General features: G+C 35.2%; 16 protein-coding genes. 9 read left to right on the forward strand and 7 right to left on the reverse strand.

The genetic code is table 11. The annotated features are described in order from the left end of the window. Positions 1 to 211 precede the first annotated feature (211 nt). Positions 212 to 1,180: an NAD(P)-dependent alcohol dehydrogenase gene (locus tag V7127_RS04160; RefSeq protein WP_335483830.1), complete on the forward strand. Its 969-nt coding sequence runs from the start codon at positions 212 to 214 to the stop codon at positions 1,178 to 1,180. 117 nt (positions 1,181 to 1,297) lie between these two features. On the opposite strand, the gene V7127_RS04165 is transcribed toward V7127_RS04160, so the two are convergent. Further along, on the reverse strand, positions 1,298 to 1,855 hold the full coding sequence (locus V7127_RS04165; protein WP_335483832.1) for a histidine phosphatase family protein: 558 nt from the start codon (positions 1,853 to 1,855) through the stop codon (positions 1,298 to 1,300). Between the two features lie 394 nt (positions 1,856 to 2,249). On the opposite strand from V7127_RS04165, the gene V7127_RS04170 reads away from it, so the two are divergent. Next, positions 2,250 to 3,092: a carbonic anhydrase gene (locus tag V7127_RS04170; protein WP_335483834.1), complete on the forward strand. Its 843-nt coding sequence runs from the start codon at positions 2,250 to 2,252 to the stop codon at positions 3,090 to 3,092. A gap of 140 nt (positions 3,093 to 3,232) precedes the next feature. On the opposite strand, the gene V7127_RS04175 is transcribed toward V7127_RS04170, so the two are convergent. Further along, a complete protein-coding gene (locus V7127_RS04175; RefSeq protein ID WP_335483836.1) occupies positions 3,233 to 3,691 on the reverse strand; it encodes an SRPBCC family protein in 459 nt (152 codons plus the stop codon). A 382-nt stretch (positions 3,692 to 4,073) separates the two neighbouring features. On the opposite strand from V7127_RS04175, the gene V7127_RS04180 reads away from it, so the two are divergent. Beyond that, on the forward strand, positions 4,074 to 4,835 hold the full coding sequence (locus V7127_RS04180; protein ID WP_335344883.1) for a glycosyltransferase: 762 nt from the start codon (positions 4,074 to 4,076) through the stop codon (positions 4,833 to 4,835). 356 nt (positions 4,836 to 5,191) lie between these two features. Here the strand turns inward: V7127_RS04180 and V7127_RS04185 are convergent, their stop codons facing one another. Continuing rightward, the gene (locus V7127_RS04185; protein ID WP_335483838.1) at positions 5,192 to 6,019 is read right to left on the reverse strand and encodes a TrmB family transcriptional regulator; all 828 of its coding nucleotides are present in this window, start codon (positions 6,017 to 6,019) and stop codon (positions 5,192 to 5,194) included. 140 nt (positions 6,020 to 6,159) lie between these two features. Here V7127_RS04185 and V7127_RS04190 point away from each other — a divergent pair, with 140 nt between their 5' ends. The 3 genes from V7127_RS04190 (at position 6,160) to V7127_RS04200 (ending at position 9,067) form a co-directional block, all read left to right on the forward strand. After that, a complete protein-coding gene (locus tag V7127_RS04190; RefSeq protein WP_335483840.1) occupies positions 6,160 to 6,789 on the forward strand; it encodes a homoserine/threonine efflux transporter in 630 nt (209 codons plus the stop codon). 125 nt (positions 6,790 to 6,914) lie between these two features. Continuing rightward, positions 6,915 to 8,189 carry a phytoene desaturase family protein gene (locus tag V7127_RS04195; protein WP_335483842.1) on the forward strand — a complete coding sequence of 425 codons (1,275 nt, stop codon included), beginning with the start codon at positions 6,915 to 6,917 and terminating at the stop codon, positions 8,187 to 8,189. Positions 8,190 to 8,203: 14 nt separating this feature from the next. Further along, positions 8,204 to 9,067: an RNA polymerase sigma-70 factor gene (locus tag V7127_RS04200; protein WP_335483852.1), complete on the forward strand. Its 864-nt coding sequence runs from the start codon at positions 8,204 to 8,206 to the stop codon at positions 9,065 to 9,067. 187 nt (positions 9,068 to 9,254) lie between these two features. On the opposite strand, the gene V7127_RS04205 is transcribed toward V7127_RS04200, so the two are convergent. Together V7127_RS04205 and V7127_RS04210 are read right to left on the reverse strand one after the other, a co-directional pair. Beyond that, positions 9,255 to 10,256, reverse strand: coding sequence for a DUF4179 domain-containing protein (locus V7127_RS04205; RefSeq protein ID WP_335483844.1), 1,002 nt, complete (start codon positions 10,254 to 10,256; stop codon positions 9,255 to 9,257). Between the two features lie 14 nt (positions 10,257 to 10,270). Then, positions 10,271 to 10,828: a sigma-70 family RNA polymerase sigma factor gene (locus tag V7127_RS04210; RefSeq protein ID WP_335483846.1), complete on the reverse strand. Its 558-nt coding sequence runs from the start codon at positions 10,826 to 10,828 to the stop codon at positions 10,271 to 10,273. Between the two features lie 847 nt (positions 10,829 to 11,675). On the opposite strand from V7127_RS04210, the gene V7127_RS04215 reads away from it, so the two are divergent. After that, entirely contained in the window at positions 11,676 to 12,167 is a 492-nt protein-coding gene (locus V7127_RS04215; RefSeq protein ID WP_335348354.1) for a hypothetical protein, read from the forward strand. A gap of 160 nt (positions 12,168 to 12,327) precedes the next feature. On the opposite strand, the gene V7127_RS04220 is transcribed toward V7127_RS04215, so the two are convergent. Then, positions 12,328 to 12,924 (reverse strand): dienelactone hydrolase family protein, encoded by a 597-nt coding sequence (locus tag V7127_RS04220; protein ID WP_335483848.1) that lies wholly within the window; start codon positions 12,922 to 12,924, stop codon positions 12,328 to 12,330. A 171-nt stretch (positions 12,925 to 13,095) separates the two neighbouring features. Here V7127_RS04220 and V7127_RS04225 point away from each other — a divergent pair, with 171 nt between their 5' ends. Both V7127_RS04225 and V7127_RS04230 read left to right on the forward strand, forming a co-directional pair. Further along, positions 13,096 to 14,733: an MBL fold metallo-hydrolase gene (locus V7127_RS04225; protein ID WP_335346028.1), complete on the forward strand. Its 1,638-nt coding sequence runs from the start codon at positions 13,096 to 13,098 to the stop codon at positions 14,731 to 14,733. A gap of 18 nt (positions 14,734 to 14,751) precedes the next feature. Then, positions 14,752 to 14,985 (forward strand): DUF3006 domain-containing protein, encoded by a 234-nt coding sequence (locus V7127_RS04230; protein WP_335346027.1) that lies wholly within the window; start codon positions 14,752 to 14,754, stop codon positions 14,983 to 14,985. A gap of 140 nt (positions 14,986 to 15,125) precedes the next feature. On the opposite strand, the gene V7127_RS04235 is transcribed toward V7127_RS04230, so the two are convergent. Beyond that, on the reverse strand, positions 15,126 to 15,971 hold the full coding sequence (locus tag V7127_RS04235; RefSeq protein WP_335483850.1) for an AraC family transcriptional regulator: 846 nt from the start codon (positions 15,969 to 15,971) through the stop codon (positions 15,126 to 15,128). Positions 15,972 to 16,137 lie beyond the last annotated feature (166 nt).

The raw sequence follows: 16,137 nt of genomic DNA on the forward strand, positions 1-16,137 counted from the left end.
ATGACACACAGTTCATTTTCAAGAATAAATTTCCATTTTAAACTAATTTTTTAATTACCTTCTAAAAAGGATTGAGTTTGCTTCACATTCAAAATATATTTTTTAAAATTCAAATAATTTCGAATCTATCCCTTCACTAATACGTATTACAGTAGGATTCATAATCAACTTTAATTTGTTGTTATTCTTATTTATAATTGGAGGGGTATTTTTGAGAGCTATCGTTAGCAACAAATATGGTTCACCTGATGTACTTGAACTACAGGAAGTTGAGAAACCGAGACCTTTAGAAAATGAAGTCTTGGTAAAGATTCATGCTACATCCTTGAACTTTGGTAACTTAGTTCTTTTGAAAGGAAAACCGTTCCTAGCTCGTTTAGCTTTCGGCCTACAAAAACCAAAACACCCTATACCAGGGGGTGATATTTCTGGTCAAGTTGAAGCAGTTGGCAAAGATGTTAAGCAGTTTCAACCAGGTGATGAAGTGTTCGGTGACCTCTCTAAGTATGGCTGGGGTGCTTTTGCTGAATATGTAGCTGTCCCTGAAGAGGCCTTAGCCTTAAAACCAGCCAATATCTCTTTCGAGGAGGCTGCTGCCGCACCAATGGCAGGAGTTACAGCCTTACAGGGATTACGGGATAAGGGAAAAATTAAGTCAGGACACAAAGTATTAATTAATGGGGCATCGGGTGGTGTCGGTACTTTCGCGGTACAAATCGCCAAATCATTCGGAGCTGAAGTTACTGGTATATGTAGTACGAGGAATTTAGAAACATTGCAATCCATTGGTGCAGACCATGTTATCGACTATACAAAAGATGATTTCACCCAACGCGAGGAGCTTTATGATTTAATTCTTGGGGTTAATGGCTCTTACCCCCTTTCCGCTTATAAACGCGCACTTAAACCAAATGGAAATTTCATTCACGTTGGGGGCTCCGAGTCTCAATTATACCAGACCTTAATATTTGGACCTTTTCATTCAATGACAGGAAGTAAGAAAATGAGCAGTCTATTACAAAGAGCAAACCAAAAGGATCTAAAATATATGAAAGAACTGCTTGAGGCTGGTAAAGTAAAACCAGTAATTGATAGACAGTATAAGTTAAGTGAAGTACGTGAAGCATTCAGATACTTTGAAGAAGGCCATGCACAAGGAAAAGTTGTCATTACGCTATAGTTTAATAGATTTAGAATTTGTAATAGTAATGCCTCTGATCGTGCTAATTATTAAATCGGACGCACATTTTAAAAATAATAAGATGTGCGTTCAAATTAACTATTTTTCAGAAAGAAATTAAACACACTCCCATAACCTTTTTGCATCTCTTAATTCTCTCCCATCAAAAGTTAATTTATAGATATCGGGCATATCGAGATTTTTCCAGAATGCAAAATCATATTGATTATCAAAGTAATTCATGATTAGAACCATAATGTTACCGTGTGTACCTATAACGATATTTTTACCTTCATACTTATCTAATATCTGAATAGTGGCATCCACGCCCCTTTTTTGAGCGACTGCATTGGATTCTCCGCCTTCCCATGAGAAATGGTCATCTTCCCAAACCTTTGTTATCGCAAAAGTAAAGTCTTCTGCGGGCTCTGCGGTTAACCTTCGTTCTTTAAAATCTTCTATCATTTCTATCTCTTTATTAAAATAATGAGCAATTCCTTCAACAGTTTGAATTGCACGCTTATATGGGCTTGAAATAACAATATCAATTTGCTCTTCTTTTAATAATTCAGTAATCTCATGCGAATCAACTACTCCTTTTTTTGATAAAGGTCTTCCTAACTCGTCAGGTGTATATGTCGAATGAGCATGTCGGACAAAATATAAATGAGTCATTCAAAATCAGCTCCAAATTAATATGTAAATTAAAGGTAATCCCTGCTTTTTTATTACTTATCTTATTCAGTTCAAGCCCTGTTCGAAAAAAGGCATTCTTTTCTCGGATTTCATTGTATCAATATTTTTAGGGACATAGAGTACGCTATTTTCATAAATAACACATTTGGAGGTATTATCGGACACTGGGTACTTTATTTAATATTAATCACGTAGAAATGAAACATTTCCGCAAAATAACGGAAGATATGTCCGACTAAATCGTGAAATCACCGTTTTTTTAGCAGATAACGGAACGTATGTCCGCTGAACTTTATATAAACAACGACTAAAATCCAATAATCGAGGTAAAAATACATTTATTACATGAATCAATATAAACGAGGTTAGAATTATGCCAGCAAGAAAAATATTTTATTCATTTTTAATGTCTTTTCTCGTTTTGTTTTTAGTAGCGTATTCTTCTATTTCACCCGATGCGGCTAAATATGATGTTGTAAATAAAAAGAAAAAGTCAATTGATGTACATACAGCCCATTGGTCTTACGAAGGGGAAACAGGACCAGAACATTGGGGTGACATAAATCCCGATTATGCAGTATGTACAAACGGGAAAGAGCAGTCCCCTATCAACATCCAAACATCACAAGTTATAGAAGATGAAAAAATAGCAAATCTTGATATTAACTATAAACCTACTAGTTTCTTCTTAATTAACAACGGATATACGATTCAAGGCACCCCTTCCACCCTGGATAACTCTTTTGTCGTTGACAATAAGGAATATAAGTTAGCACAATTCCATTTCCATACACCAAGTGAACATCAATTTAATGGGCAGAATTTTGATATGGAATTACATTTTGTACATAAGGATGCTAATAACCAATTAGCCGTTCTTGGCTTAATGATTAAAGAGGGAGCGTCAAATATTTATCTAGAAAAGGCCTGGAACGTCATTCCCACAGAAGAAACAACAGAAGATGTTAAATTGACAGAGCCCATCGACTTAATGAGCTTATTACCGAAAAATAAAGATTCGTTTCGATATAATGGTTCTTTAACAACTCCTCCATGCTCAGAAGCTGTAAAATGGGCTGTATTGGAGGAGCCGATTGAAATGTCTAAAGAACAAATCGATAAATTCCGCAACATTTTCCCTGATAACCATCGACCTGTTCAATCCTTAAATGAACGTGAAGTAAAAAAAGTAAGAATAAACTATTTCAGTAAATAAAGTTTGATTAAAATGGATTTTTATCCGGCAGAATTTTAGATTGTGTTTTATAAAAAAGATGAATCATTTCTGCCTATGTTGTTTAAAAATCAAGCCGATTGTTGATCAACATTTCGTTTTGATTTTGTTTAAGTACATTTTTATACGTGAGCGTCAGGAAACCTATCCGAAACAAGATTCAAGATGATGTTATGTTCAAGAAGTGCCTTTAAACCACATAGAACAATCGTAAAACCTCCAGTTGAATCTATCACTTGATGAACTATTTCATTTGGACTACCTTTGAATCCTGCGTTAATAATTGTGACAAAGGTTCCTTCTGACCGAGATGTAAAAATCCACTCCACGGTCGTGTCATCGTCAAATTTGATGAGAATTCTATTATTTTGTTCCAACTGTTTTACATCAAGTTCAGCAGAAACTCCGTACATCTCCCAATCCCAACGAATACGTTTTCCCGCTTCTAATCTTCCGCTGCTTTTAGTAAACCAGAATTTTGTAGTAATGGAAGGGTCGATAAAAGCCTCAAATACCTCTTCAACAGGTTTTCTAATAAGCATTTCTACTTTTGCAACTGATACTTCCTTCAGGTTCGTCATTATGTAATCTCCTTTTTCTTTGTTCACTTCTGCACTTATAATTTAACCAACAATATATCCTTTCAAAATAAATTACCCAAAACATTTCTCCAAACTATTAAAAGAATCCTTTATCAACTATCCTGACATATAGTTTATTTATTCACAATATCCCCCATAAATTTAAACATAATATCCATTTAGTTGAAAATATGTACAAAAATATTAAATTAATATGATTCAAACATTTGGTAATAGTGATAATATTCATAATAGGGAGGGTGTTTGTTTTGGCTTCAATATCATGAGGTGAATTTTGGATATTAAACATCATTCACTCTTGGTAGTTTCAAGTTACAGTTAAAGAATTATAAATTGTTTCATTTATAGGGGGAGCTATTTCATGATCGAAAAGGAGAACTCTTCAGAAGATACAAATAAAGAGGAAATAAAATTTTCAATTATTATACCCGCTCATAATGAAGAAAAGTACATTGGAAAATGCTTAGAATCCATTTCTAAAGCCTCTAAATTATTTAATAATCAAGTTGAAATCATTGTTGTGTTAAATCGATGTACAGACAGGACAGAAGAAATTGCAAAATCGTATAAATGTATCACAATAAAGAATAACGACAAAAACCTTTCTAAGATTAGGAACGCAGGTGTTGAAATAGCTAGAGGTGAAATCATCGTTACAATTGATGCAGATACACAGATGAACGAACATGTGTTGTCTAAGGTAGAGGAGAACTTAGCCACTGGAAAGTACATTGGCGGGGGAGTTACAGGGAAATTTGAAAGAATGTCTTTAGGTATTTTTGTTTCAACCTTATTACTAATTGGGCCACTATTATTTAAATATGGAGCAATTTCCGTGGGAATCTTCTGGTGCTACAAAAAGGATTTTAATTCGATTAAGGGATTTAATGAAAATATGCTTATGGCAGAAGATGCAGATTTCGCTAAACGTTTAAAAGTGTGGGGAAAAAAGAAGGGAAAAAAATACGGGACGATTCAAAATGGGATGATAACTTCAAGCAGAAAGTTTGATAAACATGGAGACTGGGTTTTACTTAAACGTCCGAAAATGATCTTAGCTTATCTTAAAGGAACAGACCAGAAATATGCAGATGAAGCATACTATGAAAATCAAGATAGATAAAAATATAAGTACCATTAGATTATTCATGAATTAAACTTAAGCTAGGTTTCAAGATTAGAAGGTAAACAGACTGTGAAAAAATATAATTAAATAAACAGTGGCGCTAATCGTAGAAGGATTAACGCTTTTTTGTTATAGTTACTGAACTATTGGGTAGCTTATTTTCAATAAGATCTTCTGTAATCTGGACCTTTTATAAACATGACGCGTTCCTAAATAAACGAGTCGGTTTGTTGAAGATCAATGGCTATGTACTTATGAACTCTAATACCTGTTACATTAAGTAGAAAAGCATTATTTGCTATGAATAATGCTTTTCTTCTTATGCTGTGTAAAACAACAATAAAAGTATAAATTTAGTCCACGTAATGTTTTTTAAAATCGGGATGGATAGAAAATTTGCGGCGTAAATTCACGAGGTTTTTCCCAAAACTCTCCTCTAAAAGTTCTTTATGTTTCTCCATAATTTCCATGAGATACAAATCGTGAATGATGAATTCTGTAATTGGCATGACTAAACCTACATGCATGGTCCATGCTGCACGGCTATCTTTACCTAGCGAGACAATACCTGCTACTACTTCTGAATCATCTCCACTAATAACAATCCATCTTCCACCATACTCTTCTGTAATTTCATGACCCATATAATGAAAGTAAACATTAGCAAAATCAGAGGTGATTTCCCCGTAAGCAATAATCGTTACATTGACCCCTCTTTTTGCTGCCAGTCTTAATTCAGACTCCAACTCTTCGAACTCTTCTTTCCAGACCTCTAAAAGAATTCTTTTTTTAGCAGATAATATACAAGCTTTTACCTTTTCGAGTATTTCATTGCGTCCCGTGATATTCCAAATATTTTCACGGTCATTTGCAGACCGTTCAAACTCCGCTAATGATTTTTCTGCCAGTTCAAAGTTTTCTTCTGCTTTCATTCGGCGGCTTTTAATTAGCTCCTTTGCAGGAACAGGCGTATATTGTGGTGTGTTTCCAGGACTAACCAGAATATCTCCTCGCATCGCGAGACTGTCCAGAACTTCATATATTCTTGAACGTGGTACACCGGAATTTTTTGCTACTGCATAGCCGGTTAGAGGCGATTCTTCCAACAAAGCAAGGTATGCTTTCGCTTCATATTCGGTAAAATTAAGATTTTTTAATATTTCTAAAATGTTTTCTTTCATAAGCCCTCCAACAAAACCTTAGTCGCTACCTTTGTAACTAATATTTTAGCAAAATCTGTTGATTGTTTCCAAAATCATCTGATATACTTTACGAGTAGTTACCTAAGTAGCCACTATAATGAGAGGAAAGGAGAAATAGTATGGATAGCTTACTAACATACATATCAATTGCTGCAATGATGGTTATTATTCCAGGAGCAGATACTATGCTCCTTGTGAAAAACACGCTTAGCTATGGTACAAAAGCTGGACGGTATACGGTTCTCGGAATGGCAACAGGGCTTTCTTTTTGGACGCTAATTGCTATTCTTGGATTATCTGTTGTCATTGCAAAGTCTGTCATTCTTTTTAGTACCATCAAATATTTGGGAGCCGCATACTTAATTTATTTAGGAATCAAAAGTTTTTTTGCTAAAAGCGTATTTTCTATAAAAGAAATTCAAGCTCAGGCAAATACACCTATTGAGTATTCAAATCGACATAATAAAGATTCCTTCATGCAAGCGTTACTTAGTAATATTCTTAATCCAAAGACTGTTATAGTTTATATCACAATCATGCCGCAATTTATCAATTTGAATGAAAATGTAGACCAGCAATTGATTGTATTAGCCTTAATCCTAACCCTACTCGCTGTATCGTGGTTTTTGGTTCTAGTTTATCTAATTGATTACGCCAAAAAGTGGTTGAACAACTCTAAATTCCAGAAGGCATTCCAAAAATCAACCGGTCTAATTTTAGTAGGTTTTGGTATAAAAACAGGAATTTAAATAAATTTACTAACACATAATTTGATTCTCTCCGTTCAGAAATTTGAACGGTTTTTTTATTCATTTTGTCACAAAATCTTTCCTTCAATCGTCTTGAGTGTAGAACGAATGAAGGAGGAATTTTAATGGGAAAAGTTGATGTAGCCATCATCGGCGGTGGATTGGCAGGGTTAACGGCAGCCAATTACTTAGCAAAGGAAGGTAAAAATGTCATTGTATTTGATAAATCCAATCGTCTTGGCGGGCGATCCATGACTAATAACGAAAACGGTGCACTGTTTAACATCGGAGCTCATGCACTGTATTCGGGTGGAGAAGCTATGACTATTTTTAAAGAGCTTGGTGTTGAAATCAGTGGGAAAAATGCGCTTGTTCAAACGCATGGAATATGGAAAAACAATGTGGTTCCCTTTGCGACAGGACTAGGTTCACTTCTTAAGTCTTCAGTGATTTCTTGGTCAGAAAAAATCCAATTTACTCAGTTGATCATTCAGATTTGGAAAATGAATATAGATAATATAATGACAGTTAGTTTAAGTGACTGGGCAGAAAAAGAAATAAAAAGCCCAATGATCAGGCACCATTTTTATGCATTATGCCGTACAGCAACTTATACGTTTGCCCCGCATCTTCAGCTAGCCCGCTCCGTTTTAAGGCAACTTCAAAGAACACTGAAAACAGGTGTGATTTATGTCGATGGCGGTTGGGAGACCATCGTTGCGGATTTAAGAAAAAAGGCAGAAAGTCTAGGTGTAAAAATAAGATGTCATTGTAAGGTGGAAAAAGTAGAATCCAGACATCCATTAAACACCATTAAATGTGCAAGTGGCGAAACCATTGAAGCTGAGAACATTATTATAGCAGTACCACCTAATGAAGCCTGTCGTTTGCTTGAAAATTCTACACTATCTTTATGGAAAAGGCAGGCGGTTCCGATTACCGCAACGTGTTTGGATCTCTGTTTGACCCATTTGCCTAATCCAGACCATCAGTTTGTAATAGGCTTGGATCAGCCTATTTTTTTCACTAATGAATCCAGGGCCGCTAAAGTATGTAAAGAAGGCAATGCCGTTGTTCATTTAGTGAAATATCATGATCCGACATGCCAGGATTATGATCCTCTTACAAATAAAGAACAACTGGAAAAATTAATGGATCTCCTCCACCCAGGATGGAGGGAAGCGGTTATCACACAACAATTTTTGCCGAAAATCACGGTGGTGCATGATTTCCCAAGAGTTGGCCGCCATGATCCCATTGGACCTGAAGTTCCAACAACGCAAGGACTTTACATTGCAGGAGATTGGGCAGGCCATGATGAATTATTGGCTGATGGGGCTGTTGCGAGCGGAAAGCGGGCAGCCGCACATATTCTGGAAAAAAGTAACGTCTTAGTATGAGAGAGTGATTGATTTTGGAAATGGCCCAGGTTTATCAAACTTATAAACTATTACTATTCTCCTTAGCCTATAGGATGCTCGGGAGTGTAATGGATGCAGAGGACATCGTGCACGAAGCCTTTCTTTTATTGGGAGAGGCGAATAACGAGACCAAAATTAATAATATGAAGGCCTATTTATGCAAAATCGTGACGAATCGGTGCATTGATAAACTGCGATCTGCGGCAAAACAGCGGGAAGTCTATATTGGACAGTGGTTACCCGAACCAATTGTAGAAGATGATATAGACAATCCTTCAATTTCTTTAGATAAAAAGGAATCCATATCGATGGCTTATTTATTGCTGTTACAACAATTAACCGAAGTTGAAAGAGCTGTTTTTCTGTTGCGTGAAGTCTTTCAATATGAATATGAAGACATTGCTTCAATCGTAGGGAAAAGCAGCACGAATTGCCGGCAGATTTTTCATCGGGCAAAAAAGGGAATTATGCACAAAACATATTCTGAAAAGTCTGACCACCACTCGAAAACATATATAGAAAAATTTTCTCAGGCCGTCCTTGACGGAAATATTGATCTGATTCATGCGATGTTAACAAAGGATGCCGTTTTCTATTCGGATGGTGGCGGGAAAGTTACTGCTGCATTGCGGCCAATCTTCAGTGCGGATCATATTGCACGTTTCTTACTAGGCGTTATTACTAAACTTCCTGAGAATGCAGCTTACCAATTTAAAAATGTGAATGGCAGTCCGGGTATGGTTGTAATAATTGATGGAAGGATCGATTATGTGGTTTCAATTGAAGTAAACGATGGGAAAATAGCCAAGATTTACATGGTCTCGAATCCTGATAAACTAATTCATTTAAACAAATAATGTTATAAATGGGCCATCTGTTGTAGATGGCCTGAACTGTCGTTGGGCTAGAGGGGTATTTGTTGAATAGTTAATGACTAGTGAGACAAACGTTGTAATATTAGAATGGCGATAAATCAAGATTTTGTCTCATTTTGAATCAATGTTTGTGTCATTCAAAAGTGACACAAACATTGTAACCCTTACTTTATTCCACATCTATTTCAAAAATTTCGTCATAGAGAATTACCTCGTTTTTATCTACTCCTGCATCATTAGAATAGATATATGGAATGATCCTAAGTTTGGTTATGTTGTTTTCTAATGCTATAAATCTATAATAGTTAATATAACTTGAAGTCCGTGCGGAGAATTCTTGCAATTCCATCCCATTTTGATCTTCAATCCTAAAGTGAAGGTCATTAGAAATATCATTCATTTTGTAAGTAATCATTGTTGAAACAGGAGTTAATATCAACTCTTCTACCGTCACTTTCTGACCATCCTCTAGTGTAATATACTTATTAATTGGTATTGATTTCTTTTCTGCCATGAGTTTTTCACCGGATGCAGTAAATTCAAAACTCCACTTTCCTTTTATTAATTTCTTTGTATCACTTCGTTCCAAATTATTAAAGACTATTTTAATCTGTTGATTATCTTGAAGATTAATATTTTTTATATCCGAAGCCCAAAAATAATTCACTGCTGAATTGGTTATTTCTTTGGGGCCTCCACCTCCCCCGAGATCTGATTTCTTACCATCTATATAAACTCCTATGTTTGAATACCAATTATAAGCTAAGTCACTATCCGATAAATCTGTATGGAATGTACTACTAATAAGGAGTTGACCTTCATCTAGTATTATTTCATTCAATGTCACCTTCACTCCATTACTTTCTACCGATTCTCCAATGACTGTTTTATAATCGCTTAATGAATCTTCTTGCGAATAGACAAATTTCTCTAGTGCGCTTCCGATTATTGGAATATCCGCTAAAGTATAATTTGTATTCATCCCTAAAATTGTTATAACTGCAAGCGAAGCTGCTACAGCAAGAATCCTTCTTTTATTACCCGATCTGCTTTTCAACTTTGCCTTTATTCTTTTTTTTGTAGCCTTCTTTTCGATATCCGTTAATTGGCCACCTTCAAATTCTGATAGTTTAATTTTTTCATCATTTAAACGCTCAAATAAGTTTTTCATTTATCCACCTCATTCTATTTTCCACTAGCTGAATTACCTTGAAATAATGACCGAAGCTTTTTTCGCCCACGGGACAAACGATTATAAAGAACGGACCTTTCTAAACCCGTTTCATTCGATAATTCATCGATATTTTTGTCTTCAGCATAATGTTTGATGAATAATATTTGATCTTCTTTCTTTAAGTGACCGAGCATTTTCTCAGTAGTGCTACTTAACATATTTCTTGTTACATGTGCTTCTACGTCAAATGGACTTTCTACCATCTCATCATCGATATCTTTTTGCTCTAAATATCTTTGGTATTTTCTTTGATAATCAATTGCCTTGTATTTTGCAATAGCTGCAATCCAATTTTTTAGTGAATTTCTACTTTGGTCATATGAATGAATATTTTCCCAGATAAGAAGTAGTACATCATCCAAACATTCCTCTTGAATAGATTCTAAATTGTACAAGTACTTTTGGATAACTTTCTTTATCAAACCTCCGTAACAATCGATGATATAGTATAAAGCTTTTTCATTTCTTTTTGTTAACTGTTGTACAACGTTACTATCGTTTATTTTCATCTATTTCCTCCCTGTAAGTGGCCCCCTACACTCCTTAATACGTAATCATTGGTCTTATTTCTATCAAGAAATTCTATTTTTCAAACTTTTTTGTTCTTATGTATAGCATTATTTTTTCTCCTTAGTTCATAAAAGGAAGGATATCATCGCCTAGAAAATTTAATTTTATTCTATTTTTCATTCAACTAAATTGTACTATAGTCGAAAACAGGCACTAACCATTTCAAGAAAAGCAACCAATTTTATTGGAATTCTGCTTATTCAGCAATCTGTCCCAATAATGAAAATAGACGCTTTTCCTTGTTCCAGGAAAGCGCCTTTTAATGGAATACCTATAATAAGTTCCTAACCCGAAAATCACTTAATTCTTCTTGAACTAACGCTACCCATTAATTTAAGTACATTACTTCACAATCTTTAGTTTTCGCGTTAAATAATCCTTTTACTTCTTCTCAACATATAATGTTGAGACCCTAACTAAAAGGAGTGAAATCACATGAGATATTTCCCACGCCAGGGGACAATGAGTCCACAATCCCCTCCTCCAACATTCATACCACCAAAACCTTCTGTGTCCTATATCGTCGATTGTCTATATCAAAACACTTATGTATGGCTTATAAATGGCAGACAATTTTGGTTTTACCCTACTCGTGTGGAATATGGAGAAGTCTCTGGATATAGATGGAACGGTGCTTTCTGGCAATTCTACGGTATTGACCCAAGACTTATAGATGCTGTTGCCTGCCCTCCTATCCCTACATTATACTAAAATCCTTCAAAAGCCTTATCTCGAATAGTCTCAAAATAAAAGATCGTCCCTATCTTTTTATTTTGGAGGTATTGTATGACGAATTTTTATTCATTTCATGGAACTGTCACGGTGATTAGTGAATTTTTCACAGGTCAAAATGGTAAAAAAGAAGGTTGTTATAAATTATTTACAATAGAAAATGAATTGGGATCAATAGTAAATTTCGTGGTTTCACCCTCAACTTATTTCGTTGACCATGAAATGGTCAGAGTAGGAGATCGCGTGACAGGATATTATGATGGAGATTTACCTGCTATTCTTATTTACCCTCCACAATATCAAGCGCTTGTCATGGTAAAAGATAACCCAAATCAGAATGTAATAGTTGATTATTTTAATAACCAATTGGTGAGTAGTGATGGACAATTACAATTAAATTTATCTCCCTATACCCAAATATTATTAACGAATGGGCAACTCTTTTCAAGATATCCAGCGAACCGAGATTTAATTGTTTTCTATGGACCTGCCACAAGAAGTATCCCTGCTCAAACCACACCCTATCGTATAATTGTTTTATGTTGAGCGCATTATTATTTCAACCAGCAATAAAAATAGGTATTTAAAACTCGTTCAGTTTTTGGCGAGTTGTTTATTATATTTTGTTCTTTCCATAACCCTATAAAATTAATATTCCTTATTCAACTAAACTGCACCTATAGTTGTATAACATCCTTGTTTTGAATTAATGTTTCTTTAAGAAGTTTAGCATTTCATTGAAAGCGTTTTGGGATGATTTTTCATTATATTTTGTAGAGTATGGGTCACTAAATCCGTGTTGTCCAAAGTATTTATATGTCTCGATATTCTTCTTCTTATCCAAATTTGATAGTAACTCATCCACACTAAAGGATTGTTCCTCTTGAGGAAAGAATAAAATTATAGGACATAGAGGCACTATTTGTGTGTAATTCCTAATTCTTGAACCATAATATCCCACAACCCCATCAAGACACTCTTCCTCACTACACAACCAAGCAACAGTTGCCCCAACACTAAATCCAATAATATATATTTTTTGGTATTCATTTTTAACATCTAATAATAAATTCTTTATTTTATGTACAGCTATAGAGAACCCTACATTCTCTATAAAATTCAAATAAGCAATCTTCTCTTCAGAATAATCAAATGCTTGTTCTCGTTCTAATAAGTTCGGACAGATAACGTCAAAGTTTTGTTTTGATAATAAATCACAAAAATTTTTTATATGTTGATTAATACCATAGATCTCGTGTATCACAATAATCAAATTATCTGATTCTTTTAGTATCTGAAGCATTTTATTCCCCTTCAAAGTGATTCTACAATCATATAATCAATAGAAATTATATCATTAAGAGTTAAAGAGTTTTATTGTTTGAAACTGGATTAAAATTCCTGTTCGATATACCCAATTCCTGTAGTATCATTAATTTTGGTTTTAAGACTAAATCTATCATGGGGGAAAACAATGAGAAAAGTAGTTATGTTGTTATTAGCAGCCGTATTGTTTTTTTCTTTCGCGGGATTTCAATCATATGATGCACATGCTGCAACCCGTGTAATGTGGGGAAAAACAGAGTTAAAGGCTGGCCAAATCGGCAAAGTGACGGTCTTATCAAATACAGATTTGGTCACTTTAGATGCGAATGGTTCACTGAAGGCTGTTCGTACATTAAAAGCTGGAGAAGAATATCGTGTTTACAGCTATAAAAGCGCACACGACGGATTGTATGGCGTAGGGGGCGGACAATATATCCAAAAGAGCTCCAAAATAAAATACGAAACGCCTTCAAAAGCAAAATTAGCACTGCTTGAACAACAATCGTCAACTCCACAAAATACTGTTACTCCTGCTGGGTCCACCAAAATTATGTGGGGGAAAACAGAATTAAAGAAAGGCCAAATTGGAAAAATCACAGTTCTCGGCAATACACCAGTTTACGATGTAAATATGAAACTGGTAAAAACACTAACAAAAGGCGAAGAATTCCGGGTATATTCCTATAAAAGCGCAAATGGAGGAATGTATGGGATTGGCGGAGGACTTTTTGTAAAGAAAGATTCATCTATTAAATATGAAACACCGTCAAAGAGTAAATTGGCTTTATTGGATATCGTAAATAATAAGCCGTTACAAGTTCATTTTATCAATGTAGGGCAAGGAGATTCTATTTTAATCCAAACTTCAAACGGTAAAAGTATGCTTGTTGATGGTGGGGCAAAGTCAGCCGGAGATGAAGTGGTTAGCTTCTTGAAAGGTAAAGGAGTAACCAATCTCGATTATGTAGTTGCTACTCATCCAGATGCCGATCATATCGGGGGATTAATTTCAGTCCTTAATACTTTTCAAGTAAGTAACTTTGTAGATTCTGGACAAGCACATACGACTCAGACTTACTATGATTTATTGTCATTGGTTGATGCCAAAAATATCAATTATGTGATTCCTAAAGCTGGAAGTACGATTAATCTGGATTCTCATCTTGGGTTAACTGTATTGAACGCTGCTGAAGCTGGAGACGATAACAATGAAGCATCGATTGTGCTGCGCTTAACCTATGGAAACATTAGTGTCTTGTTGATGGGCGATGCTGACACTGCCACAGAACAAGAAATTATCAGCCGCTATGCTGTTAAATCTACAGTATTAAAAGCAGGACACCATGGTTCAAATACAAGCAGTTCTGAGACATTTATTAATGCTGTTAAGCCTGCTGCAACAGTCTTATCATATGGTTATGAAAATTCATATGGCCATCCTCATCCGGAAGTTGTAAGCCGTCTGAAGAGTGCAGGATCTTTACTATACTCTACTGTGTTTTCTGGTAATATTACCATGAGCACAAACGGGTTGACCTATTCTTTCAACACTAAGCCATGGAATGGTGTCACAATAACGCCTACTCCTGTTCCAGAACCACCTGTAACTACTCCTGAACAACCAGCAGACCCAGGTTTAGGAACATATGTAATACCGGGAGCACCTACATCATTTAGTAACTGTACGGCAATGCGGGAATACTACCCAAATGGTGTAAAAACTGGCCACCCAGCCTATGCTGCCAAACACGATCGCGATAATGACGGATGGGCATGTGAGCGTTAAAAAAAGGAGTTGCTTTGAATGATCCAATATACTCTTGATCGCTTTGAAGAATCATTTGGAGTTCTTTTAAAATATCCTAATGAGGAAGAACAACTTCTTGTCCCTAAAAAAGAACTCGAGGAATTTAGAGAAGGAGATATTTTATCAGTGACAAAAAATGATGATCAATATTCGATTTCTCTGCTTAACGATGAGACGGAAAAAATGAGAAGTAAGGTTAATGATTTAATTAATAAATTGAAGAATAAATAGCATCTCTTCGGAGGTGCTTTTGTTTTCCTCATTACCTTTAAATACAAACCATCTATCAAAATTAAAATCCATTTGATGATATATTAATGGAAATTCTATCTGTTGCATGCCTTTCTTTTTCCATTTCAGCGTATATGAAATCATTTAGATATAACAGGAACCCAAAGTTCATGGCTTGGTTTATGCTTCGGACCGTAATAACATTCAATGCATGGTAAATTGGCCAGTTCATAGCCAGAAGTTGGAACCCATTCTGTATAAAGTCGTTTCCACGCATCAACTATATTCGGAAAAACAGCCCAGGTACTTGCAGGAATGATAAGGATTTCCATATCACTTGGAGGTTCCCCATCATATCGTACTCCCATAAAGTAAGTAAATTCATCGTCGGTTATTGCTGCTTCCCTACCACAAACTCCTAAGAGGCTTTCAAGTGTACATTTTGGATTTTCCCATGCCATATCTTTTAGTTCTTGCATAAACCCATCTTTCTTTGCACTGCTCCAAAGCGTTGGAATGTTTTTAAATGCCCTACTCGTTTTAACAGACTTACCTTTTCCAACAATTCTTAATTCATAATCAAGATTTTCAATTCTGTAATCCAATTCAGTATCTCCTTTTATTGAAATTTGGAAAGAAATCTTTGGAAAGGCTTTTAATTGCACCCCTTTATTTCGGGCTTCAGAGGGTTTTATTCCATGTGTCTTTTGAAAAGCACGAGAAAACGAGTCAGCAGACCCATAACCGTACTTAATTGCTATATCAATAACCCGAATATCACTTTTTTGAATCTCAAAAGCAGCAAGTTTTAGTCGCCTGCTTCTAATATATTCTGAGAGTGATATACCAGAATTTGATGAAAACACTCTTGAAAAATGATACTCCGAACAATAAGCAACTTGTGCAATCTTTTTATAATCAATCTCTCCGTCAAGATTAGATTCAATGTAAACCAATGCGTTATTCATTCTTTCCAGCCAATCCATATTTTCATTCTTTCACTTTCACTTTCACTTATAATATATTTATAAGAAAAAGGAATTTAATATCCCACATTTTATGCACCAAGATGTCGGATATACATGACTCTCTAATCAGATTAGTTCTATTATCATTAGGAGTTTTCCTTCTTGAACTAGTCGAGTAGAAGGG

It is taken from the genome of Bacillus sp. JJ1773 (genome assembly GCF_036962035.1).
In the GTDB taxonomy this organism is placed as follows: domain Bacteria; phylum Bacillota; class Bacilli; order Bacillales; family Cytobacillaceae; genus Cytobacillus.

Excerpts from the sequence above, each read along its gene's own strand:
- V7127_RS04195 (WP_335483842.1), top strand. The coding sequence starts at position 6,915 with ATGGGAAAAGTTGATGTAGCCATCATCGGCGGTGGATTGGCAGGGTTA.
- V7127_RS04185 (WP_335483838.1), bottom strand. The coding sequence starts at position 6,019 with ATGAAAGAAAACATTTTAGAAATATTAAAAAATCTTAATTTTACCGAA.
- V7127_RS04180 (WP_335344883.1), top strand. The coding sequence starts at position 4,074 with ATGATCGAAAAGGAGAACTCTTCAGAAGATACAAATAAAGAGGAAATA.
- V7127_RS04170 (WP_335483834.1), top strand. The coding sequence starts at position 2,250 with ATGCCAGCAAGAAAAATATTTTATTCATTTTTAATGTCTTTTCTCGTT.
- V7127_RS04230 (WP_335346027.1), top strand. The coding sequence starts at position 14,752 with ATGATCCAATATACTCTTGATCGCTTTGAAGAATCATTTGGAGTTCTT.
- V7127_RS04225 (WP_335346028.1), top strand. The coding sequence starts at position 13,096 with ATGAGAAAAGTAGTTATGTTGTTATTAGCAGCCGTATTGTTTTTTTCT.
- V7127_RS04220 (WP_335483848.1), bottom strand. The coding sequence starts at position 12,924 with ATGCTTCAGATACTAAAAGAATCAGATAATTTGATTATTGTGATACAC.
- V7127_RS04235 (WP_335483850.1), bottom strand. The coding sequence starts at position 15,971 with ATGGATTGGCTGGAAAGAATGAATAACGCATTGGTTTACATTGAATCT.
- V7127_RS04205 (WP_335483844.1), bottom strand. The coding sequence starts at position 10,256 with ATGAAAAACTTATTTGAGCGTTTAAATGATGAAAAAATTAAACTATCA.
- V7127_RS04210 (WP_335483846.1), bottom strand. The coding sequence starts at position 10,828 with ATGAAAATAAACGATAGTAACGTTGTACAACAGTTAACAAAAAGAAAT.
- V7127_RS04165 (WP_335483832.1), bottom strand. The coding sequence starts at position 1,855 with ATGACTCATTTATATTTTGTCCGACATGCTCATTCGACATATACACCT.
- V7127_RS04215 (WP_335348354.1), top strand. The coding sequence starts at position 11,676 with ATGACGAATTTTTATTCATTTCATGGAACTGTCACGGTGATTAGTGAA.
- V7127_RS04175 (WP_335483836.1), bottom strand. The coding sequence starts at position 3,691 with ATGACGAACCTGAAGGAAGTATCAGTTGCAAAAGTAGAAATGCTTATT.
- V7127_RS04190 (WP_335483840.1), top strand. The coding sequence starts at position 6,160 with ATGGATAGCTTACTAACATACATATCAATTGCTGCAATGATGGTTATT.